The sequence below is a fragment of the Reyranella sp. genome, from assembly GCF_017305915.1.
Taxonomy (GTDB): domain Bacteria; phylum Pseudomonadota; class Alphaproteobacteria; order Reyranellales; family Reyranellaceae; genus Reyranella.
The window spans coordinates 36757-60900 of the sequence record NZ_JAFKJN010000024.1 but is presented as its reverse complement, the minus strand read 5'-3'; the positions used below and the strand labels follow the sequence as shown (position 1 = coordinate 60900).

Here is a 24144-nt window from a genome sequence, read left to right as displayed (position 1 = left end):
AAAACGGCTCATGCTGAAGGATCGCTACGGCCTTGACTTGACCACGGCGTCGGCCGCCGCGCGGGATGCCTACGTCGAGGCCTCCGGTCTGGCGCTGACCTTCTACCCGGGCGCCATCGAGGCCTATGACCGGGCGATCGCCGCCGATCCCGGCTTTGCCATGTCCCATGCCGGCAAGGCGCAGATCCTGCTGAGACAGGGCGACGCCGCGGCGGCGCGCGAGGCCCTGGCGGGCGCCAAGGCGCTGGCGGCGGGCGTGTCCGAGCGCGAGGCCAGTCACATCGCGTTCTTCGATCTGGTGTTCGCGGGCCGGACCGAGGCGGCGCTCGCGGCCTTGTACAAGCACCTCGCGGCGTGGCCGCGCGACGCGCTGGTCGTCAACACGGCCGCGAATCCCAACGGCCTGATCGGCAGCTCCGGCCGGCTCGGGCAGAAGCGCCAGATCGCCGAGCTGATGGACAGCCTGGCCCCGGCCTATGGCGACGATTCCTGGTTCGTCTCCTATCACGCCATGGCGCTCTCCGAGGATGGGCGGCTGGGGCCGGCGCGCGAGAAGATCGAGCGGTCGGTGGCGGCGCACCCGAACAACGCGCATGGCGCGCATGGCTTCGCCCACATTTGCTACGAGAGCGGCGATCTCGATGCGGGGCGTCGCTTTCTCTCCGCGTGGCTCACGACCTACCCGCGGGATGGCTTCTTCCACGGCCATCTGAGCTGGCATCTCTCGCTGTTCGAGATCCAGGCCGGCGACTGGACGGAGGCGTCACGCCTCTATCGCGACGCCATCGTGCTCGACCGGCACAGCGGCGGACCGCAGCAGAAGGTCTCCGATGGCGCCGCTTTCCTGTGGCGCTCCGAACTCGCCGGCCATCCGCGCGACGCCGCGGCCTGGGCTGCGCTGCATGCCTACGCAAAGAGCGCGCTGCCGCGGCCGGGCAGCGCGCTGGCCGACCTGCATGTCATCCTGGCGGAGGCCGTCGCGCGCGAAGCGGCCGGGCCCGACACGCGGGCCCGCCAGATCGAAGCCCTGGCCCCTGAGGGGCGATACCCCTCCGGCTCCTATCTCCCTGCGCTGGCGCCCGGCTTCGCCGCGTTCGCGCATGGCGATTTTTCCGCGGCGATCGAGGCGCTTGCGCCGCTCGCCGGCGAGAACGAACGCATCGGCGGCAGCCGCGCGCAACACGACCTGATCGACTTCACCTTGCTGCGGGCCTATCTCGGCGCCAACCGGCCGGGCGAGGCACGCGATCTGCTCGGCAGCAGGAGGCCGGGTGCTTCCGGCATTCCTGTCGTGGGCGCCGCAGCGATGCGGTGAAGGTCGCGCGACGGAAGATTTTGCCCGTCACCAGGCGGCGCGCAGGAAGCGTTTCCTCGTGACGCCGTCACTTTGGTTTTCCCGATCATTTACGACCAGCCAGGCCGGATCGATCTTCGATGCATGAGCATCATGCAGGCGAACGAGCGGCAGACCTTCCGGGCCAAGGAGTTGCGCGACAGGGTCGGCGACACCGAGATCACGCGCATGTTGGCCGTCGCCTTGGCGATGGGCGCCGACCGCGGCCTGAAGGAAGAGTTGCGGGGCCTGGCGGGCGCCACAGCAGGGTCCGCCTTCGCCGTCAGCCAGCCCGGGCAGGATGTCTGGCTGACCGTGGAGGCCGACCGTGTCGTGGCGGCGAGGCACAAGTCGGAGGGCATTGCCCTGGTGGAAGGGGAGACGCTTCGCGCCAACGGTCGGACCGTCGCGCGCGCGATGGCGGGCGCCCTTGCCCGATCGACGGCATTGGCCGATGCGACGAAGCTCATTGGCCCTTTGCTGGGGCCGGCAGAGACGCCTTCGCGGCAGGAGTTCGCGGCGCTCTTGCCGTGGGCCCCCGCGCTCGAGCAGGTGGCCTACAAGACGGCGGCTTCCATTGCCGTCACGCTCGACCTGCTGCGCGCGCATATCGTGCCGAGCCTTCATGCCGGAATGCCGGTGCCGTCGCACCTGCTGCGTCAGTACTGGCAGCGGATGCACGCCGCCGCGCAGTTCTTCCTGCTTGCCTCGGATGCGGCGGCGAGCCCGTGGCTCGGCGAAATGGCGCGCCAGTTCGACTGGGTGAACTGGACGCCGAGCTTCACGTTGTTGCGCGAACGCACGACGTGGCTCGCGGCCTGCGCCGCCCGTTCCGCAGCGGCTTTCGGCGAGCCGGTCGTGGCGTGCTATCTCGCGAAGCTTGAAGCGGCGCCGCATCCCTTCAAGGCCTTCGACGCCTTGTTCGGCCTGGCGGCGATCGCCCTGGGAAATCCGGCACTGGCGCCGGCGATCGCGGCAGAGTTGCGCGTCCTGCAGCGACTGGCCGATGCGGCTTCCACGCCATCGCCGTTCGTCCGGCGCGCCTGTCTCGACGCGATCGAGGTGATCGAAGGGACGGCGGATTGGGCGGGCGGCGGCTCGGCGGAAGTCGAGGCGCTTGGCTGGAAGGATGCCAAGGCCGGTCTGGCCAGTGAGGTCGCCTTGCGCACCGATCCGGCGCTCGTCACGCAGGCCGATCACGTGCTGGGATTTGCGATCCTGCCGACGGCGTTCGAAACACCAGTCGCCCATTTCAATCCTGGCGGGGCGGTGCGCCGTCGAGTGCGCCAATCGACGCCGCTCGACGTCGTTGCGGAGGTGGTGCTCGGCGCCTGGGCGCCGCCTGCGCCCCGTGCCGGCCGCGTCCTTCACTAGCAAGCCTTCAGACGATCGCGCTTTGGGCCGAGGGCGAAGCATTTCATGCCGTCCGGCGTCGCAAAAGCGACCGAGACGTTTCATTGACCGCGGCGGCGCTCGCGGCCAATTGTGAAGGCGTCACAGGAACACGATCCATGTCCGTTTGCGTACTCTCCTGTCGTTCGTGTCCCGGCTGCGCCCGCTTCACCGTCTGACACACCGCGGCTTCCAGGCCGGTCTTTTCCCCTCGATTCAGGACTGACGCCCCGCACCGGTAGCGGCGGCGAACGGAGATTTTCATGCTCAAACGACGCCATCTTCTCACGAGCGTGCCCGTGGGATAGGCCGGCCATGGATGTGGTGATGAAGGGCATCGTCGCGATGACGGCCGTGCTGCTCGTGGCGCTGGTCCTGACGAGCCTGCTGGCCTTCGGGCTGGATCGTCAGGCAAGCCTCGAGGCGGACCAAAACGATGCGGCCGGCGCGGCGGGACTGACCGAGGCCCTTCCCGGGACGATAGCCAGCAGCGTCCGTCGCGAGCGTTAGCCGGCGGCGGGCCGGCCGCCGGTCAGAGCACGCCGAGGAAGATGCGCTCTCCGCGCTCGCTGGTGCCGATCACCTTCCAGCCGGCCTTTTGATAGAAGCGGTCGGCGCGGCTGCCGGGCTGGGTGGTGAGCGAGCCTTCGCGATGGCCGGCCTCGCGCAGGCTGTCGAGCGCCTTGGCGAACAGTGCGCGGCCGATGCCGCGGCCCTCGTGCGCAGGATCGATGAACAGCGCGAAGATCGTGCCGTCGCGCGTGTCGGCGGCAGAGAAGCCCAGCACCTTGCCGTCCTCTTCCCACAGCCAGATGCCCGGGTTGGTCATGAACCAGGTGATCATGTCGTGGGTGACGCGGCTGCGGTCGCGCAGGACGTTCTCCTTCACGGAGAAACGGATCTCGCTGATGCGTTCGCGGTCGGCCTCGATGGCGCGTCGGACGATTCCCGGCATGGCCCGCGCATATGCCTCAGGACTTGCCGGGGAACAAGCGGCCGGAAACGGGTGTGCGCCACTGACCCCGCAGCGCGGCGGCCATGCTGGTGCAGAACTGGCAGTAGGGCCGGAAAAACTCGTCCAGCAGGGGCCGCCCGGCTGTCATCTTATAAAGTTGTCTGACAACTTCAGCCGCGCTAGCATCACCCCCGATGGCGGACAAGCGTTCCAGCAATCTTGCCGAGAAGGTCCTCGCGCGGCTCGGTGCCGACATCCGCGGCGGACGCCTCGCGCCCGGCGATCGGCTGCCGACCGAGCAGGAGCTGACCTCGAGCATGGGCGTCAGCCGTACCGTTGTGCGCGAGGCGGTGGCCGCGTTGCGCGCCGACGGGCTGGTGGTGACGCGCCGCGGCTCGGGCGCCTATGTCGCCGAGAATCCGACCGGGCCGTTCCGCATCGCCGCGCCGCCGTCCGGCAGCCTCGCCGCCGTGCTCGACGTCATGGAGCTGCGCCTCGCGGTCGAGGTCGAGGCGGCGGGCTTCGCCGCCGAGCGCGCGAGCCGCAAGCAGGTGGTGCAGGTGCGTGGCGCGCTGCGCGACATCGACCGCGCCCTGAAATCGGGCGACGGCGCCGTCGCCGAGGATTTCGCCTTCCACCGCGCCATCGCCGAGGCGACGGGCAACGCGCAGTTCCCGCGCTTCCTCGCCTTCCTCGGCAGCCACGTCATCCCGCGCCAGAGCGTGCGGCTCTCGGTCGACACGCCGGTCGAGCGCCGCGCCTACCTCGAGCGCATCCAGAACGAACACCATCGCATCGTCGACGGCATCGTCGCCGCCGATCCGGTGGAGGCGCGCCGCGCCATGCGCGATCATCTCACGCGCTCGCTGGAGCGCTACCGCAAGCTTGCAGAAGGATCGAAGCCATGAGTTTGGACAAGTCGCGGCGCATCGTCTTCACCGGCTCGGCCGGCGGCATCGGCACCATGACGCGGCCGCTGCTGGCGAAGCTCTATCCCGGCCTGGTGCTGAGCGACCGGGTCGAGCCCAAGGACCTGCAGGCCAACGAGACCTTCGTGAAGGCCGATCTGACCAGGCCGGAGGAGGTGGCGGCGGTCGTGAAGGGCGCGCACAGCGTGATCCATCTCGGCGGCCATTCGGTCGAGGGGAGCTGGGACCAGATCCTCAACGCCAACATCATCGGCTGCTACAACCTGTTCGAGGCGGCGCGTACGGCGGATGTGAAGCGCGTGATCTTCGCGTCGTCGAACCACGCCGTCGGCTTCTATCCGCGCAAGCGCAAGATCGGCACCGACGTCACGGTGCGGCCCGACAGCCGCTACGGCGTCAGCAAGGCGTTCGGCGAGGCGCTGGGCGCGCTTTACGCCGACAAGCACGGCATGGCCGTGACCTGCCTGCGTATCGGCAATGTCGGCTACAAGCCGCTCGATGTGCGGCGGCTGTCGATCTGGGTCTCGCCCGAGGATCTCGTGCAGCTCTTCCAGATCGGGCTGGAGCATCCCGACATCCGCTTCGAGATCATGTACGGCGCGTCGGACAACGCGGCTTCGTGGTGGGACAACAGCCGGGCGCACAAGCTCGGCTATCGCCCGACCGGCAGGGCTGAGGACCATCGCGCCCATGCCGAGGCCGAGCAAAAGAAGATCGGGCCCGATCCGGTCGGCGACGTCTTCCAGGGCGGCACTTTCACCTCGGCTGAGTTCACCAACGACGTGAAGCGTGCGGGACCCTGAGCAAAGGTTCCCCGGGAAGGTCATAAAAACAGCGATCGATCTACCGCTCCTTCGCCTCGTTTCCCGCGTTGCATGGGGCACCGATTGAGAAGGAGACAACCCCATGCGCAACAAGGATATCGCTTTGCACGGTCTGGCTGTCCTGGTGGGCGGCCTGCTCGCGACAGGCGCGACGGCGCAGACCGAGATGGCGAGCGCCGTGCCGACGCCGCAGCGCGACTTCCTGGTGTTCGCCGACAAGGGCGGCCACCTCTCGCCGACCGCGGCATCGACCGTGCGGACGGCTGCCGCCGAGGCGGGCAGCGCGCGCGTCACGCTGATCGGCCGGCCCGAGAACGTGGCACCGGTGAAGGCCGAGCTGCAGCGCCACGGCGTGGCGGCGAAGGCCATCGTCGTGAAGACGGAGGCCGCCCTGCCGGTCGCCAGGACGGCGGACGGCCTCAGCAGCCCGGCCGACCGCAAGGTCGAGATCAAGTTCTAGCGTTACTAGACGGTGACACTGCTCCCTCCGGCCGGCGATACTGCCGCCGGAGGGAGGCCATGAGCGTGTTCATCACATCCGGCGCGACCGGCGAAGGCTTTGCGACCCTGTCGCGCAACGGCATCGTGCTCGATGCCTGGTTTCCCGAACCCAATTTGGCTCCTGCCGGCGGCAAGCCGGCGACGACGCGGCTCTACCAGCGCGATGCCGCGGGCAATGCGCGCGCCGACGAGGTGCGCCAGGTCGAGATCGTGCCGATCCGCACCGACATCGCCGCGCTGCCGGATCCGCCGGTCGACGCCCACGATGCCTATCTGCGCCTGCATCTCTTGAGCCACCGGCTGGTCAAGCCGAACACGATCAACCTCGACGGCCTGTTCCAGAAGATCGAGACCGTGGCCTGGACGACGCTTGGGCCCTGCGCGCTCGACGACCTGACGGAGGCGCGCATCCGCGCCCGCGTGAAGGGCGTGGCCTTCGACGTCAAGGGCATCGACAAGATCCCGCGCATGACCGACTTCGTAGTACCGCACGGCGTGCGCATCGCCGACGCCGGCCGCGTGCGGCTGGGCGCGTACCTCGCCGAGGGGACGATGGTGATGCACGAGGGCTTCTGCAACTTCAACGCCGGCACGCTCGGCGCCTGCATGGTCGAGGGCCGCATCAGCCAGGGCATCGTGGTCGGCGCCGGCAGCGACATCGGCGGCGGCGCCTCGCTGATGGGCACCCTGTCGGGCGGCGGCAAGGAGCGCGTGAGCGTCGGCGAGCGCTGCCTGGTTGGCGCGAACGCCGGCCTGGGCATCGCGCTGGGCGACGACTGCATCGTCGAAGCCGGCTGCTACGTCACCGCCGGTTCGCTGATCAAGCTGGAGGACGGCCGCACCGTGAAAGCGCGCGAGCTGTCGGGTCAGTCCGGCCTGCTGTTCTGGCGCAATTCCCGCACCGGCGCGCTCGAGGCGATCAAGCGGAAGAAAATCTGGGGCACGCTCAATCCCCAGCTCCACGCGACGGCTGGGTAGCCCCTTAGAGCGTCGGGCGACCTCCCGAGAGTTCAACCGCTTCTCGCAGTGTGGCCATTTCCTCCGGCGCGGCCACATGAACTCGGTCATCTTCTTTGCGAAGGATTTCGTGCGATGTGCCGCGCTGGGCATCGAAAACGATGGCCTCGCGACAAGCTTCGACATATTCGGGCAGGTACCGAAGGCCAAGCGCGTGGTGACGCTGGATGGTGTCGGTGTCGACGTTGTGCCCGCCTTGCATCACTCCTTGTTTGACTCTGAATTCATTGAGTTGCGGCGTGGCCGTGAACAGGAAGATCAATCGTGTCAGATAGCCGGCGCCGTTCGCCTGGACGACGATTTGCAGTAGGCTGCGACTGGCCAGAGTGGACTCGATTGCAAACGAAACTCTGGATACCAGCAACTCGCGGCGCGCCCGAACGATACGTCGGCCTGCTGTGATGGCGGCTCTCTCCTAGTTCTCGGGCGAGAGCCGTCTTGCAATGTCGTCAGCGTTCAGGAAGCGGCCCGCACCAATCAATTCAGGAATGTAGACAGCCGCCAGGTCGACTTGCCGGCGCCGTTGGCACCGCCGATCAGCACCAGTCTCGGGTCGGTCACGCAGGCTTTTCGTCCGTGCGAAGCGCCACGTGTTTTACCTTTTCGACCGCGGCTCGGTCTCCATTGGGATAGACGGCATAGACGAAGTGGCTGTCTGCTTCGAAATAGGGAATACCGGCCCGGCGTGCTGCAGTCGTTGCGTTGGCGATTGCAACGGTGTTGGCTGCTTTGACCTCGTCCAGGAAGCGGTCCTTTTCCATGGTCATTAATTTATGGCGCGGGTTCCCCATTTTCCAGCACTATCCCCGGCGCAGGGAGGTGAGATGGCGCGTTTTCTGACGGTCGGGGCGGCGCAGATGGGCCCCATTCAGCGGAGCCACACGCGGCGCGACGTGGTCGAGCGGCTGGTCGCGCACCTGCGCGAGGCCAGGCGCATGGGCTGCGACGTGGTGGTGTTCCCCGAGCTGACGCTCACGACGTTCTTTCCGCGCTGGTGGATGACCGACCAGGCGGAGATCGACTCCTTCTTCGAGCAGGAAATGCCGTCGAACGAGACGGCGGCGCTGTTCAACGAGGCCAGGCGGCTCGCCGTGGGCTTCTGCCTCGGCTATGCCGAGCTGGCGCACGAGGACGGCCGCGTCAGGCGCTTCAACACCTCGATCATCGTCGAGAAGGACGGCCGCATCGTTGCGAAGTACCGCAAGGTCCATCTGCCGGGCCATGCCGAGCACGAGCCGCAGCGGCCGTTCCAGCACTTGGAGAAGCGCTACTTCGAGGTCGGCAATCTCGGCTTCCCGGTGTTCAAGGCGTTCGGCGGCAACATGGGCATGTGCATCTGCAACGACCGGCGCTGGCCCGAGACCTACCGCGTGATGGGCCTGCAGAACGTCGAGATGGTGATGCTGGGCTACAACACGCCACTGCACAACGCGCCGTCGCCCGACCACGACGAGCATTCGTGGTTCCACAACCAGCTTTCGATGCAGGCCGGCGCCTACCAGAACGGCACCTGGGTGGTCGGCGTCGCCAAGGGCGGCACCGAGGAGGGCGTGCCCTCGCTCGCCGACAGCATGATCGTGGCGCCCTCCGGCAAGGTGGTGGCGCGCGCCGGCGGCCTCTCCGACGAGCTGATCGTGCACCGCTGCGACCTCGACGCCGGCCAGAGCTACAAGCGCACGACCTTCAACTTCGCGGTCCATCGCCAGCCCGACGCCTATCGCCGGATCGTCGAGCAGAAGGGCGCCGTCGACCCCTAGATGAAGAGCCCGTGACCTTCCTGTTCGACAGTTCGATCAGCGCCGGCCTGCTGGCGATCGTGGTGATCGCGTTGCTGTTCGCGCTCGGCTTCGAGATGGTGAGGAGACGATGGTGGCGCGGCATGGCCGACGTGATCGGCGTGCCGGTCTGCACCACGCACATCCTGTCGTCGGGCGTCGCCGCGCGATGTTCGCCAACCGCTCGGGCCTTCAGGCCGCGACCCTGCGCAACGTCCTGCTGGGCTGGGTGCTTACGGTGCCGGCCACCGTTCTGCTGGGCTCGGTGCTGTTCGCCGCCAGCCTGTATGCGATCCTGAGCTTTGCCGATTAGGGCCCGCTGAACGTGCCGTGGCTCTGGTCGGGCGTGCCGCGGAACAGCGACATGTGGGTGTGGGTGGCGACGAACGGATCGCCGATCTTCTGGCGGCCCAGCACCACGGTGGTGCGGCCCAGCCGATCGAAGCGGTCGCCGTTGGGATGGAAGCCGTCGGAAGTCCACACGCCCATGCCGACCGCGGTCAACCGGTCGGCCGAGACGATCGCCTCGATCTTCCCGAGGTCGTAGCGGAAGTTGCGGATGGTGCCCCAGACGTTGCGCCACTGCTTCTGCTCGGCGAGCTCGCGGCCGTGCATGAAGTCGGTGAAGGTGCCGAAGGCGATCATGTCCTCGGCGAAGATCGGCCGCGCGCCTTCGTAGTCGACGGCGCGGCAGCGCTGCGACAGCGTGTCGAACCAGGCGCGGACCCTGGCGAGATCGTCCGAATCGACGGGCGTGCGCAGCTTCATGGCGATCCTATAGTCCGAAACGTTGCCAGTGGGCGCGCTCCTCGAGCGCGGCGAGGGTCGCGGGTCCGATCGACTCGAGACTGCCGCCGATACCGAAGCGCTGGAAGAAGCGGCGGCGCGGCGCGATCACCGGCAGGTGCACCTTGGCGCCGTAGCGCGCCTGCAGCACGGCGCGCAGCTCGCCCAGGCTGTCGACCAGCCCCATCTCCAGCCCACGCCGCGCGGTCCAGAACTCGCCGGAGAACAGCTCGTTCTCGTCGCCCTTGAGCTTGCCGGCGCGCCGCTCGCGCACCCAGCCCTTGAAGCCGTCATGGATCTCGGCCTGCAGCCGCTTCAGGCGCTCGACGTCGTCGGGATTCTCGTCGCGAAAGGGATCGAGCATTCCCTTCCGCTCGCCCGAGGTATGGACGCGGCGCTCGACGCCGAAGCGGGCGATCAGGTCCTTGAAGCCGAAGCCCGCCGAGATCACGCCGATCGAGCCCACGATCGAGGCTGAATCGGCCACGATCTCGTCGGCGGCGCAGGCCAGCCAATAGCCGCCCGAGGCGGCGACGTCCTCGACGAAGGCGATCACCGGCAGGTTCTTCTCTCGGGCGAGCAGGCGGATGCGTTGGGCGATCAGCGCCGACTGCACCGGCGAGCCGCCGGGCGAGTTGATGGCGAGCGCTACCGCCTTGGCATGGCGCTGGCTGAAGGCGCGGGCGAGCAGCGGCGCGGTGCTTTCGATCGACAGGCCGCGCGGGCCGAACAGGCTGCCCGAGGCGATGACGCCGCTCAGCCGCACCACCGGCACCACCGGCCCGCGGCGGAAGCGATTCCTCAACCATTCCAACATGGCCGGCACTGTCGCGGCGCGGTCGCTAGAAGTCCAGCGCAGCGGCGTGGCGCAGGATCGCCTCGGCGGCGTCGGTGTAGCCGCCTTGCGGAGGATGCAGCGTCAGCGGCGGCGATTCGCCGACCGACGGCATCGCCGCGCGGCGGGCCCGCACCAGCACGCGCGGGGCCGGCGGCAGGCGCTTGACGGTGAGGGCGCCGCAACCCAGCCGGACCAGGTGGATGGCGATCTCCTCCATCCGGTCGCTGCGGTGGATCAGGGTCAGGGTGCCTGAAGGTTTCAGCGCGCCGACCGCAACTTCCAGCCAACGGCCGAGGTCGGCGCTCGATTCGACGGTCGCCAGCGCCTTGCTCGGATCGGGCGGCGGGTCGGCCACGGCGGCGGTAAGGTATGGCGGGTTGGTGACGACCTGGTCGAACAGGCCGAGGTCCGGGAGCGGCCGGGCGAGGTCGTGAACGATGGTCTGCAGGCGTTCGCTGAGGCCGTTGCGCGTGGCATTGCGCCGGGCGAGATCGGCCAGCGCCGGCTGCAACTCGATGCCGACGACCGTGCACGCGGGCACCCGGATGGCGAGACAGAGCCCGACCGCGCCGACGCCGGCGCCGAGGTCGAGCACCCGCTCGCCGGGTGCCGGGTGGACCGCCGCCGCCAGCAGAACGGCGTCGACGGCCACCCGATAACCGCGGCGTGACTGCAGGATGCGCACGCGGCCGCCCAATAGAGCGTCTTCGGTCAGGACGGTTTCCATGCTAGGGGCCTACCCTAGCTTCACGACATCGTGTCGCAACATGGCTTCTACGGAACGGATTATCTTTTCGGTATGGCCACGGTTGTTTCCCTCGAAGGCAAGCGCAAGGCGCCCAGCCTGGAGCCGCTGCTGGCGCTCTGCGCCGAAGACATGGTCCGGGTCGATCGTGAGATCCTGGTCCGCATGCGCTCTCCGGTTGCGCTCATCCCCGAGCTCGCCACTCACCTGGTCGGCGCCGGCGGCAAGCGCATGCGCCCGCTCCTCACCGTGGCGGCGGCGCGGCTGTGCGGCTATCCCGGCGACGACGACCGCCATGTGAAGCTCGCGACCTGCGTCGAATTCATCCATTCGGCCACGCTACTGCACGATGATGTCGTTGATGTGAGCGCGCTGCGCCGCGGCAAGCCGAGCGCCAACTCGCTGTGGGGCGACAAGGCTTCGGTGCTGGTCGGCGACTTCCTGTTCACCCGTTCGTTCGAGCTGATGGTCGAGGTCGGCTCGCTCGACGTGCTGGGCGTGCTGAGCCGCGCCTCGTCGACCATCGCCGAGGGCGAGGTGCTGCAACTCGTCACCCAGCGCGACATCTCCACGCCCGAGGCGACCTACCTCGAGGTCATCAAGGGCAAGACCGCCCGGCTGTTCGCCGCGGCGGCCGAGGTCGGCGCCATGATCGCCGGCCGCAACGGGGCGGAGCGCGTCGCGCTCGAGAGCTTCGGCATGAATCTCGGCATCGCCTTCCAGCTCGTCGACGATGCGCTCGACTATGCCGGCCGCGAGGCCAAGCTCGGCAAGAGCGTCGGCGACGACTTCCGCGAGGGCAAGCTCACGCTGCCGGTGATCCTGGCCTTCCTGCGCGGCGGTGCGGTCGACCGCGCCTTCTGGAAGCGCACCATCGAGAAGCTCGAGCAGCGCGGCGGCGACCTCGAGCAGGCGCAGGCCCTGATCGAGCGGACCAACGCGTTGACCGACACGCTCGAGCGGGCGCGCCACTACGGCGCCATGGCGCGCGATGCGCTCGGCCTGTTCCGCGATTCGCCGCTCAAGTCGGCGATGCTCGAGGCCGTGGACTTCGCCATCGACCGGGCGCACTAGAGCCGCTTTAATCGCGGCCTCATGGCCGCCAAACATATCCTCGCCATCGACCAGGGCACGACCAGCACCCGCGCGATCGTGTTCGGCCCCGCGGGCCATCCCGTGGCGTCGGCGCAAAAGGAACTGCCGCAGATCTTCCCCAAGCCCGGCTGGGTCGAGCACGACCCGGAGGAGATCTGGCGGGCCACCGTCGAGGTCTGCCGTGGCGCGCTGGCCAACGCCAGGCTGGCGGCCAAGGACATCGCCGGAATCGGCATCACCAATCAGCGCGAGACCACGGTGGTGTGGGACCGCGCCACCGGCAAGCCGGTGCACAACGCCATCGTCTGGCAGGACCGCCGCACGTCCGACAGGTGCGCCGAGCTGAAGCGCGCCGGCCACGAGAAGATCTTCTCGCAGAAGACCGGCCTGCTGCTCGATCCCTATTTCGCCGGCACCAAGATCGCCTGGATCCTGCAGAACGTCGCCGGCGCCCGCGCCGCCGCCGAGAAGGGTGCGCTGGCTGCGGGCACGATCGAGAGCTTCCTGCTGTGGCGCCTGACCGGCGGCAAGGTCCATGCGAGCGATGCGACCAATGCCAGCCGCACCCTGCTGCTCGACATCCGCAAGGGCGCCTGGGATGCCGAGCTGGGCAAGCTGCTGGGCGTGCCGGCCTCGATGTTGCCGACGGTGGTCGACAATGCCGCCGAGTTCGGTGTCGCGACCGCCGACATCCTGGGCGCGCCGGTTCCGGTGCTCGGCATGGCGGGCGACCAGCAGGCGGCGACGGTCGGCCAGGCCTGCATCAAGCCCGGCATGGTCAAGGCGACCTACGGCACCGGCTGCTTCGCGCTGCTCAACACCGGCAACATCGCCATGCAGTCGAGCCACCGGCTGCTGACCACCATCGCCTACCAGCTCGGCGGGCGGCGCACCTACGCGCTCGAAGGCAGCATCTTCATCGCCGGTGCCGCCGTGCAATGGCTGCGCGACGGCCTGCGCCTGATCGAGAAATCGTCCGATGTCGAGGCGGTCGCCGCCAAGGCCAAGGACGGCCACGGCGTCTACATGGTGCCGGCCTTCGTGGGCCTCGGCGCGCCCTACTGGGATGCCGAGGCGCGGGGCGCGCTGCTCGGCCTGACCCGCGACACCGGCCCGGCGGAGATCGCCGCCGCCACCCTCGATTCGGTGTGCTACCAGACCCGAGACCTGATCGAGGCGATGCAGGGCGACGGCGCCCAGATCGACGAGCTTCGGGTCGATGGCGGCATGGTGGTCAACGACCCGCTGATGCAGCGCCTGGCCGACACCGTCGGGGCGCCGGTCGAGCGGCCCACGGTGATCGAGACCACGGCCCTGGGTGCGGCTTTCCTGGCCGGCCTGCAGGCGGGCCTGTGGCCCTCGCTGGAGGCGCTGTCGGCCACCTGGTCGCTCGACCGGGCCTTCCGGCCGGCCGAGGCCGCGCCCTCGCGCGACCGCCGCTATGCCGGCTGGCAGGCCGCCGTCCGCCGGGTGCGCAGTTCCTGAATTCATGCCCACGATCGCAGTCGTCGACGGCATTCTGATCATTCTGTACTTCAATGATCACGCGCCTCCGCATTTTCATGCCCAGGGCGCCGACTTTCACGCTCGCATCCGGATCGAAGACGGCGGCGTTATTGATGCGGAAGGAAGGCTGTCGCCTCGTCGTCAGCGCCGTTTGCGGGACTGGACGCTGGCTCGCCGGGACGAATTGATGGACAATTGGGTGAAAGTGAGAGCAGGCGAGGTCCCAAGGAGACTAGACTGATGGCTCGACATGCAATTCGCCGCGCCACGCCCCAGCCTGATTTCATCGTCGCGATCGAGTGGGCCGACGGCTCTTCCAGCAAGGTTGATTTCCGCGCCGAAATCGCCCGCGGGAGGGCATTGGCTTCGCTGCGGCAGCCGGCGATCTTCCTGCACCGCCTGTTCGTGCAATCTGCCGGCGAAAGTTTGGCCTGGGAAACCCCCGCCGGCTTGGTGGACTTCCATGCCGATGAGCTCTGGCTACGCAGCCACAAGTCTGTAGCTGCCGAATAGGAGCGCTTGCTGCCTCGGGGCGCCGCCACTAGGTTGCGCCCCGCCATGAACCGGTCCAACCCCGTCTATTGCGCCGTCGATACGGTCGATCTCCCGCAGGCCGCCAAGCTGATCCGCACGGTGGCCGGCGGGGCGCGGCCGGCGGTCGGCGGCATCAAGCTGGGGCTGGAATTCTTCCTGGCACACGGCGCGCCGGGTGTGCGCTACGCCTTCCCGGCGCCGGTGCGGGCGACCGGCATCGGCTTCTTCCTCGATCTGAAGCTGCACGACATTCCCAACACGGTGGCCGGCGGCATCCGCGCCGTGGTCGAGCTGGAGCCGACTTTCATCACCATCCACACCGCCGGCGGGCCGGCGATGATGAAGGCCGCCGCCGAGACGGCAGCCGCCGAAGCCAAGCGCATCGGCGTGGCGCGGCCCAGGCTGCTCGGCGTCACCGTGCTGACCTCGCTCGACAAGTCCGACCTCGAGGCGACCGGCGTGGCCGCCGATCCGTCGGCGCAGGCGGTGCGGCTCGCCACATTGGCCCGCGCGAGCGGTCTCGACGGCGTGATCTGCTCGCCGCTCGAGATCGAGGCGCTGCGCAAGGCGTGCGGCAAGGACTTCGTGCTGATGGTGCCCGGCATCCGGCCCGCAGGCTCCGCGAGCGGCGACCAGAAGCGCGTGATGACGCCCAAGCAGGCCGTCGCTCTCGGCGCCAATCACCTGGTGATCGGCCGGCCGATCACCGAGGCCGCCGATCCCGATTCGGCCGCGCAAGCGATCGCGCGCGAGCTCGGCGCGCTCTGACCATGACCGTCGAAGTCAAGATCTGCGGACTCTCGACGCCCGAGACGATCGACGCGGCGGTGCGCGGCGGTGCGCGTTATGTGGGCTTCGTGACCTATCCGAAATCGCCCCGCTACATCTCGACCGAGACGACGCGGGCGCTGGGCGCGCTGGTGCCCAAAACGGTCATCCGGGTCGGCCTGTTCGTCGATCCCGACGATGCCCTGCTCGACGAGAAGCTCGCGACCGGCGCGCTCGACCTTCTGCAGCTCCATGGCGGCGAGACGCCCGGGCGGGTCGCGGCCATCAAGCAACGCACCGGGAAACCGGTGATGAAGGTGATCAAGGTCGGTGCGCCCGACGATGTCGAGCGGGCTTTCGCCTATGCCGGCGTCGCCGACCGGCTGATGTTCGAAGGCGCCGAAGGCACCCTGCCGGGCGGCAATGCCATGACCTTCGACTGGACGTTCCTGTCCGGCCGAACGATCCCTCTGCCGTGGATGCTGGCCGGTGGGCTCACGCCTGGCAATGTTGCCGAGGCCGTGCGGGTTACCGGTGCCCGGACGGTCGACGTTTCCTCTGGCGTCGAATCCAGCCGCGGTGTGAAATCCGCCGATCTCATTCGCGCTTTTCTCGACGCGGTGAAGGCGCTTTAAGGTGACCCGATGAAGACTGAACAGCGGCTGAAGGAGCTCGGCATCGAGCTCGCCAAGGCGACCTCGCCGATGGCGAACTACGTGAATGCCGTGCGCACCGGCAACCTGCTCTATCTCGCCGGCAAGGGGCCGGGCCTGCCGGGCAAGCCGCTGCCGGTCGGCAAGGTCGGCCGCGACCTCACTGTCGAGCAGGCCTACGAGCACGCGCGCGAGACCGGCTTGAGCCTGATCGCGGTGATGAAAGCCGAGCTCGGCGACCTCGACAAGGTGAAGCGCATCGTCAAGGTGCTGGGCATGGTCAATGCCACGCCCGAGTTCGGCAACCAGCCCGAGGTGATCAACGGCTGCTCCGACCTGTTCGTCGAGGTGTTCGGCGATCGCGGCCGCCACGCCCGCTCGGCCGTCGGCATGGGCTCGCTGCCGCGCGGCATCCCGGTCGAGATCGAGGTCATCGTCGAGTTCGAAGGCGACGCCGCGCCGGCGCTGCGCGCGGCGGCCGCCAAGCCCGCCGCCAAGAAGGCAGCGCCGAAGGCCAAGGCAGCGGCCAAGAAGGCGCCGCCGAAGACTGCGAAAAAGAAGAAGCGCTGAGCATGCCCGATACGCCCAACACATACCGTCGCGGTCCGGACGAGCGCGGCCATTTCGGCATCTTCGGCGGCCGCTACGTCGCCGAGACGCTGATGCCGCTGATCCTCGACCTCGAGAAGGCCTACAACGAGGCCAAGGCGGATCCGGCGTTCCAGAACGAGCTCAAGTACCTCGCCAAGCATTATGCCGGCCGGCCGAGCCCGCTTTACCACGCATCGCGGCTCACCAAGCATCTCGGCGGCGCCAAGGTCTATTTCAAGCGCGAGGAGCTGAACCATACCGGCTCGCACAAGATCAACAACGTGCTGGGCCAGGTGCTGCTCGCCAAGCGCATGGGCAAGACACGGGTGATCGCCGAGACCGGCGCGGGCCAGCATGGCGTCGCCACGGCGACGGCCTGCGCGCTGTTCGACATTCCCTGCGTCGTCTTCATGGGCGCGACCGACGTCGACCGCCAGGCGCCCAACGTGGCGCGCATGCACATGCTGGGCGCCGAGGTGCGGCCGGTGAAGGCCGGTGCCGCGACCTTGAAGGACGCGATGAACGAGGCGCTGCGCGACTGGGTCGCGACCTGCGAGACGACGTTCTACTGCATCGGCACGGTGGCGGGTCCGCATCCCTATCCCGAGATGGTGCGCGACTTCCAGTGCGTGATCGGCGACGAGACGCGGGCGCAGATGCACGAGGCCGAAGGCCGTCTGCCCGACACGCTGGTCGCCTGCATCGGCGGCGGCTCGAACGCGATGGGCCTGTTCCATCCCTTCCTCGACGATCCGGGCGTGCGCATCGTCGGCGTCGAGGCCGCGGGCCACGGCCTCGAGACCGGCCAGCACGCGGCGTCGCTGACCGGCGGCCGCCCCGGCGTGCTGCACGGCAACCTCACCTACCTGCTGCAGGACGACGAGGGCCAGATCACCGAGGCGCACTCGATCTCGGCCGGCCTCGACTATCCCGGCATCGGCCCCGAGCATTCGTGGCTGAAGGAGCAGGGCCGGGTCGAGTACGTGTCGGCAACCGACGACGAGGCGCTCGCGGCCTTCCAGGTCCTGTGCAAGCTCGAGGGCATCATCCCGGCGCTCGAATCGGCGCATGCCCTGGCGCACGTGCTGAAGCTCGCGCCGACGCTGCCCAAGGACAACCTGCTGGTGATGAATCTCTCCGGCCGCGGCGACAAGGACGTGCCGCAGGTTGCCGCGCGACTGGGGATGAAGGCCTGACATGAGTCGAATCGAGAAGCGCTTCGCCCAGCTCAAGGCGGACAAGCGGGCGGGGCTGGTGGCCTATATCAGCGCCGGCGATCCCGATGCCCCGCTGGGCTACCAGATCCTGAAGGGCCTGCCGGCGGCCGGCGCCGACCTGATCGAGCTCGGCATGCCGTTCACCGATCCGATGGCCGACGGGCCGTCGGTGCAGCTCGCCGGCCAGCGCGCGCTCAAGGCGGGCATCACCGTCGACGCCACGTTCGACATGGTGCGTCGCTTCCGCAAGGAGGTCGACAACGACACGCCGATCCTGCTGATGGGCTACTACAACCTCGTCTATCAGCGCGGCGCCGAGCGCTTCTGCAAGGAAGCGGCCGAAGCCGGCGTCGACGGCTTCATCCTGGTCGATCTGCCGCCCGAGGAAGCCGGTGCCCTCAAGCCTCATGCCGAGGCCAACGGCATCGACACCGTGCTGCTGACCGCGCCGACCACCGACGACAAACGTCTGCCGGCGGTTCTGAAATACGCTGCGGGCTTCGTCTATTTCGTCTCGGTGCTCGGCACCACCGGCACCAAGTCGGCGACCGAGGAGGCGGTGCGCACCCACGTCTCTCGGATCAAGAGTCATACCAAGCTGCCGGTCGCTGTCGGCTTTGGCATCAAGACTCCGGAGCAGGCCGCCGCGGTCGCGCGTCATGCCGATGCCGCCGTCGTCGGCTCGGCGATCGTCGATCAGGTGAAGGCTGCGCTCGACGGCAACGGCAAACCGAAGCCCGATCTGGTTGCCGGTCTTCTCGCATTTGTGAAGTCGCTCGCAGAGGGCGTGCGCAGCGTGAAGAAGGCGTAACGACGTCACCAAATCTTCTTGTGATCAATAGGTGAGACCCCGCAGCGAGCCATTGCGGGGTCACAATTTGCCTCCCATATCGGCGTCAGTTTTCGGCGTCGAAGGAGGAAAGAGATGCAGCGGTCCATGGAACGACTGGACAGGCTTGCCGGTACCTTCAGCGCCGCACTGGATCTTCTCGACAAGCAGCGCCGCGAGCCCGACCGCTGGGAGGAGGAGTGCCTCACCTATGCGCTCGGTGCGATGGCGTGCGGGCTCTATCCTGCCGCCGAAGTGGAGCTCGAGGCCTTTGCGCGGCCGGTGTTGCAGCGCACGCCCCAGGAATTGGCCGAGCTCGAGAACAAGCCGCGCCGCTTCACCAAGGAGATGCTGCGCCACGGCCTCGCGCACGTGCTGAGCCGCGATGATACCCAGCCTGCGCCGCCGGCCAGCCACCTCGCGGTGCGCACCTTCCTCGGCGCCTCGCTCTAAGGCTCACGCACGGGCGTGCGCGAAGAACACCTTGCTGGCGATGCGCCAGGCATCGTCGCGTTTCAGCAGCACGAAGAAGTCCGTGTAGCGCGTGCCGCGCCAGTTCTCCGCTTCGAGGCGAGCCATCGCCGCGGTGCCTGACAGCTCGATGCCGGCGATGCGCGTCCTGAGATCGGTGGCGGGTCCGCCTGTGGCGACCACGCCGCAGAAGTCGTCGAGGCTCCAGTCGGTCGCCTTGCCGCCGTAGCTGCCGCGGATCGTTGCGCCGGGCAGGAAGGCGCTGCGCATGCGGTCGGCGTCACCGGACCGCGCGCTGTCGATGTAGATCTGGATCGCTGCGGCGATCTCCTCGTAAGCGCCAAAGCTTGCCTGTTCGTCGGTCATCCGGCTCTCCGTTCGGGGTCGCCTGGATGACATGCCGGCTGAGGGCGTGTCCTTGCGGAGTGCGCCAAGGAAGAGGATCTTTCCGGGACAATATGCCAAAATAGACGTCCAGAAAGGCCATTCATGCCAAAAGAGCCACTGGACGACTTCGATACCAGAATCATCGCCGCCCTGCAGAAGGACGGCCGGCTGACCAATGTCGAGCTGGCCGAGCGCATCGGCCTGTCGCCGTCACCCTGCCTGCGCCGCGTGAAGCGCCTGGAGCGCGACGGCTATATCGGCGCCTATCGCGCCGTGCTCGATCGCACGCGCGTCGGCCTCGGCTTCACCGTGTTCGTCGGCGTGCGGCTGGAGGCGCATGCCAACGATCGCGCCGGCGCCTTCGAGGAGGCGGCGCTCGGGATGCACGAGGTCATCGCCTGCCACATGGTCTCGGGCACCGTCGACTACCTGCTCGAGGTCGTGGTGCCCGATCTCGCGCACTATCAGAAATTCCTGGTCGACCGGCTGCTCGCCCTGCCGATCGTGCGCGAGGTCCAGAGCAGCATCGCGATCAACACCCTGAAGGCGGGCGCGCCGCTGCCGCTCGATCACCTTCAGTCGTCGAACAGCAGGTCGGCGACGTAAGGATTGGTCTTGCGCTCCCAGCCGAACGTCGAGGTCTGGCCGTGGCCGGGCACGAACTGGATGTCGTTGCCGAGCGGCCACAGCCGCTCGCGAATGGATGACAGGAGCTGCTCGTGGTTGCCGCGCGGGAAGTCGGTGCGGCCGATCGAGCCCCGGAACAGCACGTCGCCGACGAAGGCGAGCTGCGACGGCTTGTGCACGAACACGACGTGGCCCGGCGTATGGCCCGGGCAGTGCACGACGTCGAAGGTGAGATTGCCGAGGCTCACCGTGTCGCCGTTCTCCAGCCAGCGGTCGGGCACGAACGGCTTGTAGGCCGGAAAATTGTACTTGCGGCCCGATTCGGGCAAGCCCTCGATCAGGAACAGGTCATCGCGGTGCGGGCCCTCGATCTTCACGCCGTACTGCTCGGCCATGGTGCCGGCGGCCGAGGCGTGGTCGACATGGCCGTGGGTCAGCAGCACCTTGCTGACCTTGATGCCCTGCTCGTCGATCGCCTGCTTGAGCCGGTCGAAGTCGCCGCCGGGATCGACGGCGGTGCCCTCCATCGTGTCGGAGTCCCAGACGATCGAGCAATTCTGCTGGAACGGCGTGACGGGCGCGATCATGACCTTGAGCATGGCCGCTCTGTAATGGCATGAATTGGGGGAAATGACAGTGCGTTTTGCGCTCTGCCTGGCGCTGCTGCTGGCGGCCTTCGCCGGGCCCGCGGCGGCCCAGATCGGCCCCGTCAGCTCGCCCACCGGCCCGGTCTTGGCCGGACCCTATCTCGTGGTCGATGCCGCGACCGGCGAGACGCTGGCGCAGCGTGATGCCGGCGCCTCCTGGTACCCCGCGTCGCTCACCAAGCTCATGACCATGTACATCGTGTTCGAGGAGCTGAAGGCCGGCCGCCTCCGGCCCGGCGACCCGGTGACGATGTCCAAGACCGCTCTCAGCGTGGAGTATGCCGGCTATCTCGGCGTGGCGGCCGGCGGCACCGTCACCGTCGATACCGCGCTCACCGCCCTGGTCGTGCGTTCGCTGAACGATGTCGCGACGGCGCTCGGCGAGCGGGTATCGGGCAGCGAGGCGGCGTTCGCCCAGCGCATGAACGACACCGCCAAACGCCTCGGCATGACGGCCACTCATTTCGTCAACGCCCATGGTCTGCCCAATCCTGCGCAGGTGACGACGGCGCGCGATCTCGCGGTGCTGGGCGTCGCGCTGGCCAAGGACTTCCCCCAGTACTACGGCTACTTCCACGCCGACCAGCTCGATGTCGGCGCACGCCACATCAAGGGCGGCGTGAAGTTCGTCGAGCTCTACTCGCCGTATGGCGAGGGGCTGAAGACCGGCTTCATCTGCGCCTCGGGCTTCAATATCGTCGGCAGCGCGCTGCGCGACGGCCGGCGGCTGATCGCGGTCGCGCTCGGCTTCCGCCGCGCCGACCTGCGCGACGAGTTCCTGGTCCGCCTGTTCGACGAGGCCTTCACGCTCAAGACCGCCGGCAGCCGGCCCAAGGTCTGGCAGATGCACAACGTCGCCGGCACGCCGGCGAACGTCCTGGGCCAGGGTGAGTGCGGCATGATCCGCTACGACATGCCGGGCGACGCGGCGTGGCTCGGCACACATGCCAACTGGCCGACGGCGCGGCGGGTCTACGACACCGGCCAGGCCGACCTCGCGTCGCTCGGCGTCACGCGGCTCGGTAAGGAGTACATCCTGCCCGTGACGGCCAACAAGGTGACCAAGCAGGCCGCGATCATCGCCGACCTCGAGCCCGATGCCGCACAAAAGCTCTGCGCCGCCTACAAGGCCAGGAAACAGTTCTGCGAAGTGAAGAAACCCACGGATTTCGCGGCGCCATTTGGCGCCTTCTGGCGATAACCGGTCTTTCGTGCGATACCGCGCCCCATGAACTGGCTGACCAACTTCGTCCGCCCCAAGCTCCGCGCGCTGGTGAACCGCAAGGAGACGCCGGAGAACCTCTGGCTGAAGTGTCCCAAGTGCGAGCAGATGCTGTTCATGCGCGACTGGGAGGCGAACCAGGAAGTCTGCACCCATTGCGGCCATCACATGCGCATCCGGCCGCTGAAGCGGCTGCCGCACCTGTTCGACGAGGGCAAGTACGAGCTGCATCCGTTGCCCAAGGTGCCGGCCGATCCGCTGAAATTCCGCGACACCGAGCGCTATGACGCGCGGCTCAAGAAGGCGCAGGCCAAGGCCGAGGGCACGACCGACGCGCTGGTCGTGGCGAGCGGCCTGATGGGCAACCGCATGACCGTGATCGCCGCCCTCGACTTCGGCTTCATGGGCGGCTCGATGGGCACGGCGGTCGGCGAAGGCCTGGTGATGGCGGCCGAGCTCGCGGTCGCGCGCAAGGCGCCGCTGATCGTGTTCTCCGCCTCGGGTGGCGCGCGCATGCAGGAAGGCATCCTGTCGCTGATGCAGCTCACCCGCACCACCATCGCCGTGCGCAAGGTCAAGGGAGCCGGCCTGCCCTACATCGTCGTGCTGACCGATCCGACCACCGGCGGCGTCTCGGCCTCGTTCGCCATGCTGGGCGACATCCATCTCGCCGAGCCCGACGCGATCATCGGCTTCGCCGGCCCGCGCGTGATCCAGGACACCATCCGCCAGGAGCTGCCCGAGGGCTTCCAGCGCTCGGAGTACCTGCTGGAGCACGGCATGGTCGACGCGGTCGTGCATCGGCACAAGCTGCGCGAGACGCTGATGCGGATGGTCACGCTGCTGATGGATCCCCTGGTCGTCGCGTGACCGACGCCATCCTCGAGCGCCTGATGCGGCTCCATCCCAGGCTGATCGACCTGGGGCTGGAGCGGATCGAGCGGCTGCTCGACCAGTTGGACGCGCCGCACAAGAAGCTGCCGCCGATCGTCCATGTCGCCGGCACCAACGGCAAGGGCTCGCTGGTCGCCTACCTGCGGGCGATGAGCGAGGCGGCCGGCTATCGTGTGCATGTCTACACCTCGCCGCATCTGGTGAAGTTCAACGAGCGCATCCGCGTCGCCGGCCACATCGTCGACGACGACACGCTCGACGAGATCCTGACCGAATGCGAGGAGGTCAATGCCGGCCAGCCGATCACCTTCTTCGAGATCACGACGGTGGCCGCGTTCCTGGCGTTCTCGCGGGTTCCTGCCGACCTCACCATCCTCGAGGTCGGGATGGGCGGCCGGCGCGACACCACCAATGTCGTCGATTCGATGCTCTCGGCGATCACGCCGGTCGGCTACGACCACACCGGCTTCCTGGGCGACAAGCTTGAAGGCATCGCCGCCGAGAAGGCGGGCATCCTGAAGCGCGCCGTGCCGGCCGTGATCGGCCGCCAGCGCGACGTGAGCCTGCAGGTGATCGCGGCCGAGGCCGCCAAGCTCGCCGTGCCGCTGTTCCGCATGGGCCGCGAATGGCAGGTGACGCCGACCGCCTCCGGTTTTCGCTACGAGAGCGACCTGCAGACGCTCGATCTGCCCGCGCCGGCTCTTGTCGGCGCTCACCAGCTCGACAACGCCGCGACGGCGGTGGCCTGCATCGAGCGCCTGCGCGCGGCCAAGTTCGCGATCGACGACAAGGCGATCCGCACCGGCCTCGCCTCGGTCGACTGGCCGGCGCGGCTGCAGCGGCTGACGCGCGGGCCGCTGGTCGACGCCCTGCCGCCGGGCTGCGAGCTGTGGCTGGACGGCGGGCACAACGAGGATTGCGGCCTGGCACTGGCCCGCATGGCCTCGGATTGGGCCAAGGAGCCGGGCGCGCTGCCGCTCTACCTGGTGTTCGGCATGCTGACGACCAAGGACGCCTCGGGCTTCTTGCGGCCGCTGGCGCGCCATGCCCGGGCGGCGCGCGCGGTGCCGTTCCCCGAGGGCCACAGCGCCTACACGCCGGAAGAGGCCTGTCAGAAGGCCGACGAGGTCGGGCTCGATTGCCTGCCCGTAAACGATATCGGCGCGGCCCTGGAGGACCTGTTGGCCACCCAGCCCGCGCCGATGCGCATTCTCATCTGTGGATCGCTCTACCTTGCGGGCGCCGTGCTGGCCCGCAACGGCTAGATCACGCGATCGCGGTGTTGATCCAGCTCACCAGCTTCTGCTTCGGCTCGGCGCCGATCTTGGTGGCGGCGACCTGGCCGTTCTTGAACAGCAGCAGGGTCGGGATCGAACGGACGCCGTAGCGCGTCGGCGCCATCGGATTCTCGTCGATGTTGACCTTCACGACCTTGAGCTTGCCGTCCATCTCCTTGGCGATGTCCTCGAGGGAGGGGCCGATCATGCGGCAGGGGCCGCACCACTCGGCCCAGAAATCGACCAGCACCGGCGTGTCGGACTTCAGGACTTCCTGCTCGAAGGAGGCGTCGGTTGCTTTTACGGTCATCGTGGGTTCTCCCAAAAACAA

Annotated in this window: 31 protein-coding genes and 1 pseudogene; 24 read left to right on the top strand and 8 right to left on the bottom strand. The window is 68.2% G+C overall.

Annotation, left to right across the window (positions count from 1 at the left end; all coding sequences use genetic code 11):
* Nucleotides 1-10 precede the first annotated feature (10 nt).
* The 3 genes from J0J01_RS23320 to J0J01_RS23310 all read left to right on the top strand — a co-directional run bounded on the left by J0J01_RS23320 (nt 11) and on the right by J0J01_RS23310 (nt 3235).
* The gene (locus J0J01_RS23320) at nt 11-1315 is read left to right on the top strand and encodes a tetratricopeptide repeat protein (RefSeq protein ID WP_296385068.1); all 1305 of its coding nucleotides are present in this window, start codon (nt 11-13) and stop codon (nt 1313-1315) included.
* A gap of 123 nt (nt 1316-1438) precedes the next feature.
* Nucleotides 1439-2707 (top strand): hypothetical protein, encoded by a 1269-nt coding sequence (locus tag J0J01_RS23315; RefSeq protein WP_296385067.1) that lies wholly within the window; start codon nt 1439-1441, stop codon nt 2705-2707.
* Between the two features lie 345 nt (nt 2708-3052).
* Nucleotides 3053-3235, top strand: a complete 183-nt coding sequence (locus tag J0J01_RS23310) for a hypothetical protein (protein ID WP_296385066.1) — start codon at nt 3053-3055, stop codon at nt 3233-3235.
* Nucleotides 3236-3257: 22 nt separating this feature from the next.
* Here the strand turns inward: J0J01_RS23310 and J0J01_RS23305 are convergent, their stop codons facing one another.
* Nucleotides 3258-3680: a GNAT family N-acetyltransferase gene (locus J0J01_RS23305; protein ID WP_296385065.1), complete on the bottom strand. Its 423-nt coding sequence runs from the start codon at nt 3678-3680 to the stop codon at nt 3258-3260.
* A 194-nt stretch (nt 3681-3874) separates the two neighbouring features.
* On the opposite strand from J0J01_RS23305, the gene J0J01_RS23300 reads away from it, so the two are divergent.
* From J0J01_RS23300 to J0J01_RS23280, 5 genes are all read left to right on the top strand, one after another.
* A complete protein-coding gene (locus J0J01_RS23300) occupies nt 3875-4588 on the top strand; it encodes a FadR/GntR family transcriptional regulator (RefSeq protein WP_296385063.1) in 714 nt (237 codons plus the stop codon).
* Nucleotides 4585-5412 (top strand): NAD(P)-dependent oxidoreductase, encoded by an 828-nt coding sequence (locus J0J01_RS23295; protein WP_296385062.1) that lies wholly within the window; start codon nt 4585-4587, stop codon nt 5410-5412. The genes J0J01_RS23300 and J0J01_RS23295 overlap by 4 nt, the downstream gene beginning before the upstream one ends.
* A 103-nt stretch (nt 5413-5515) precedes the next feature.
* Nucleotides 5516-5893, top strand: coding sequence for a hypothetical protein (locus J0J01_RS23290; RefSeq protein WP_296385060.1), 378 nt, complete (start codon nt 5516-5518; stop codon nt 5891-5893).
* A gap of 59 nt (nt 5894-5952) precedes the next feature.
* On the top strand, nt 5953-6912 hold the full coding sequence (gene dapD, locus J0J01_RS23285; RefSeq protein WP_296385058.1) for a 2,3,4,5-tetrahydropyridine-2,6-dicarboxylate N-succinyltransferase: 960 nt from the start codon (nt 5953-5955) through the stop codon (nt 6910-6912).
* Between the two features lie 76 nt (nt 6913-6988).
* Entirely contained in the window at nt 6989-7261 is a 273-nt protein-coding gene (locus J0J01_RS23280) for a hypothetical protein (protein WP_296385056.1), read from the top strand.
* Between the two features lie 247 nt (nt 7262-7508).
* On the opposite strand, the gene J0J01_RS23275 is transcribed toward J0J01_RS23280, so the two are convergent.
* On the bottom strand, nt 7509-7712 hold the full coding sequence (locus J0J01_RS23275; RefSeq protein ID WP_296385054.1) for a hypothetical protein: 204 nt from the start codon (nt 7710-7712) through the stop codon (nt 7509-7511).
* Between the two features lie 63 nt (nt 7713-7775).
* Between J0J01_RS23275 and J0J01_RS23270 the strand changes: the two genes are divergently transcribed.
* Nucleotides 7776-8708 carry an N-carbamoyl-D-amino-acid hydrolase gene (locus tag J0J01_RS23270; protein ID WP_296385052.1) on the top strand — a complete coding sequence of 311 codons (933 nt, stop codon included), beginning with the start codon at nt 7776-7778 and terminating at the stop codon, nt 8706-8708.
* A 119-nt stretch (nt 8709-8827) separates the two neighbouring features.
* Nucleotides 8828-9039, top strand: a pseudogene (locus tag J0J01_RS23265) (inorganic phosphate transporter); the annotation flags it as partial.
* On the opposite strand, the gene J0J01_RS23260 reads toward J0J01_RS23265, so the two are convergent.
* From J0J01_RS23260 to J0J01_RS23250, 3 genes are read right to left on the bottom strand one after another with little or no spacing between them, the layout of a single operon-like run.
* Entirely contained in the window at nt 9036-9494 is a 459-nt protein-coding gene (locus tag J0J01_RS23260) for a ketosteroid isomerase (RefSeq protein WP_296385048.1), read from the bottom strand. The pseudogene J0J01_RS23265 and the gene J0J01_RS23260 overlap by 4 nt on opposite strands.
* 7 nt (nt 9495-9501) lie before the next feature.
* Nucleotides 9502-10329 carry a S49 family peptidase gene (locus tag J0J01_RS23255; protein WP_296385046.1) on the bottom strand — a complete coding sequence of 276 codons (828 nt, stop codon included), beginning with the start codon at nt 10327-10329 and terminating at the stop codon, nt 9502-9504.
* A 25-nt stretch (nt 10330-10354) separates the two neighbouring features.
* Nucleotides 10355-11077, bottom strand: coding sequence for a methyltransferase (locus J0J01_RS23250; RefSeq protein ID WP_296385045.1), 723 nt, complete (start codon nt 11075-11077; stop codon nt 10355-10357).
* A 72-nt stretch (nt 11078-11149) separates the two neighbouring features.
* Between J0J01_RS23250 and J0J01_RS23245 the strand changes: the two genes are divergently transcribed.
* From J0J01_RS23245 to J0J01_RS23200, 10 genes are all read left to right on the top strand, one after another.
* On the top strand, nt 11150-12169 hold the full coding sequence (locus J0J01_RS23245) for a polyprenyl synthetase family protein (protein WP_296385042.1): 1020 nt from the start codon (nt 11150-11152) through the stop codon (nt 12167-12169).
* 21 nt (nt 12170-12190) lie between these two features.
* Nucleotides 12191-13675, top strand: coding sequence for a glycerol kinase GlpK (gene glpK, locus J0J01_RS23240; protein WP_296385040.1), 1485 nt, complete (start codon nt 12191-12193; stop codon nt 13673-13675).
* Between the two features lie 4 nt (nt 13676-13679).
* On the top strand, nt 13680-13937 hold the full coding sequence (locus J0J01_RS23235) for a DUF4160 domain-containing protein (RefSeq protein WP_296385038.1): 258 nt from the start codon (nt 13680-13682) through the stop codon (nt 13935-13937).
* Nucleotides 13937-14209: a DUF2442 domain-containing protein gene (locus J0J01_RS23230; protein WP_296385037.1), complete on the top strand. Its 273-nt coding sequence runs from the start codon at nt 13937-13939 to the stop codon at nt 14207-14209. Before J0J01_RS23235 ends, J0J01_RS23230 begins: the two co-directional genes overlap by 1 nt.
* A 45-nt stretch (nt 14210-14254) precedes the next feature.
* Entirely contained in the window at nt 14255-14998 is a 744-nt protein-coding gene (pyrF, locus tag J0J01_RS23225) for an orotidine-5'-phosphate decarboxylase (RefSeq protein ID WP_296385035.1), read from the top strand.
* Nucleotides 14999-15000: 2 nt separating this feature from the next.
* Nucleotides 15001-15633 carry a phosphoribosylanthranilate isomerase gene (locus J0J01_RS23220; protein ID WP_296385033.1) on the top strand — a complete coding sequence of 211 codons (633 nt, stop codon included), beginning with the start codon at nt 15001-15003 and terminating at the stop codon, nt 15631-15633.
* Nucleotides 15634-15642: 9 nt separating this feature from the next.
* Entirely contained in the window at nt 15643-16221 is a 579-nt protein-coding gene (locus J0J01_RS23215; protein WP_365738030.1) for a RidA family protein, read from the top strand.
* A gap of 2 nt (nt 16222-16223) precedes the next feature.
* Nucleotides 16224-17438: a tryptophan synthase subunit beta gene (gene trpB, locus J0J01_RS23210; RefSeq protein WP_296385031.1), complete on the top strand. Its 1215-nt coding sequence runs from the start codon at nt 16224-16226 to the stop codon at nt 17436-17438.
* Nucleotide 17439: 1 nt separating this feature from the next.
* Nucleotides 17440-18270: a tryptophan synthase subunit alpha gene (gene trpA, locus J0J01_RS23205; RefSeq protein WP_296385029.1), complete on the top strand. Its 831-nt coding sequence runs from the start codon at nt 17440-17442 to the stop codon at nt 18268-18270.
* A 114-nt stretch (nt 18271-18384) separates the two neighbouring features.
* Nucleotides 18385-18741, top strand: coding sequence for a hypothetical protein (locus J0J01_RS23200; RefSeq protein ID WP_296385028.1), 357 nt, complete (start codon nt 18385-18387; stop codon nt 18739-18741).
* A gap of 3 nt (nt 18742-18744) precedes the next feature.
* Here the strand turns inward: J0J01_RS23200 and J0J01_RS23195 are convergent, their stop codons facing one another.
* Entirely contained in the window at nt 18745-19125 is a 381-nt protein-coding gene (locus tag J0J01_RS23195; protein ID WP_296385026.1) for a nuclear transport factor 2 family protein, read from the bottom strand.
* Between the two features lie 123 nt (nt 19126-19248).
* Here J0J01_RS23195 and J0J01_RS23190 point away from each other — a divergent pair, with 123 nt between their 5' ends.
* A complete protein-coding gene (locus J0J01_RS23190) occupies nt 19249-19752 on the top strand; it encodes an Lrp/AsnC family transcriptional regulator (protein ID WP_296385024.1) in 504 nt (167 codons plus the stop codon).
* On the opposite strand, the gene J0J01_RS23185 is transcribed toward J0J01_RS23190, so the two are convergent.
* Complete coding sequence (locus J0J01_RS23185; RefSeq protein WP_296385022.1) at nt 19722-20372, bottom strand: MBL fold metallo-hydrolase; 651 nt, start codon at nt 20370-20372, stop codon at nt 19722-19724. The genes J0J01_RS23190 and J0J01_RS23185 overlap by 31 nt on opposite strands.
* Before the next feature lie 31 nt (nt 20373-20403).
* Here J0J01_RS23185 and J0J01_RS23180 point away from each other — a divergent pair, with 31 nt between their 5' ends.
* The 3 genes from J0J01_RS23180 to J0J01_RS23170 are packed head-to-tail and all read left to right on the top strand — an operon-like array spanning nt 20404 to nt 23801.
* Complete coding sequence (locus J0J01_RS23180) at nt 20404-21621, top strand: D-alanyl-D-alanine carboxypeptidase family protein (RefSeq protein ID WP_296385020.1); 1218 nt, start codon at nt 20404-20406, stop codon at nt 21619-21621.
* A 27-nt stretch (nt 21622-21648) separates the two neighbouring features.
* Entirely contained in the window at nt 21649-22512 is an 864-nt protein-coding gene (gene accD, locus J0J01_RS23175) for an acetyl-CoA carboxylase, carboxyltransferase subunit beta (protein WP_296385018.1), read from the top strand.
* Nucleotides 22509-23801 (top strand): folylpolyglutamate synthase/dihydrofolate synthase family protein, encoded by a 1293-nt coding sequence (locus J0J01_RS23170; protein WP_296385015.1) that lies wholly within the window; start codon nt 22509-22511, stop codon nt 23799-23801. Before accD ends, J0J01_RS23170 begins: the two co-directional genes overlap by 4 nt.
* Nucleotide 23802: 1 nt before the next feature.
* On the opposite strand, the gene trxA is transcribed toward J0J01_RS23170, so the two are convergent.
* Nucleotides 23803-24123, bottom strand: a complete 321-nt coding sequence (gene trxA / locus J0J01_RS23165; RefSeq protein ID WP_296385014.1) for a thioredoxin TrxA — start codon at nt 24121-24123, stop codon at nt 23803-23805.
* Between the last annotated feature and the right edge of the window lie 21 nt (nt 24124-24144).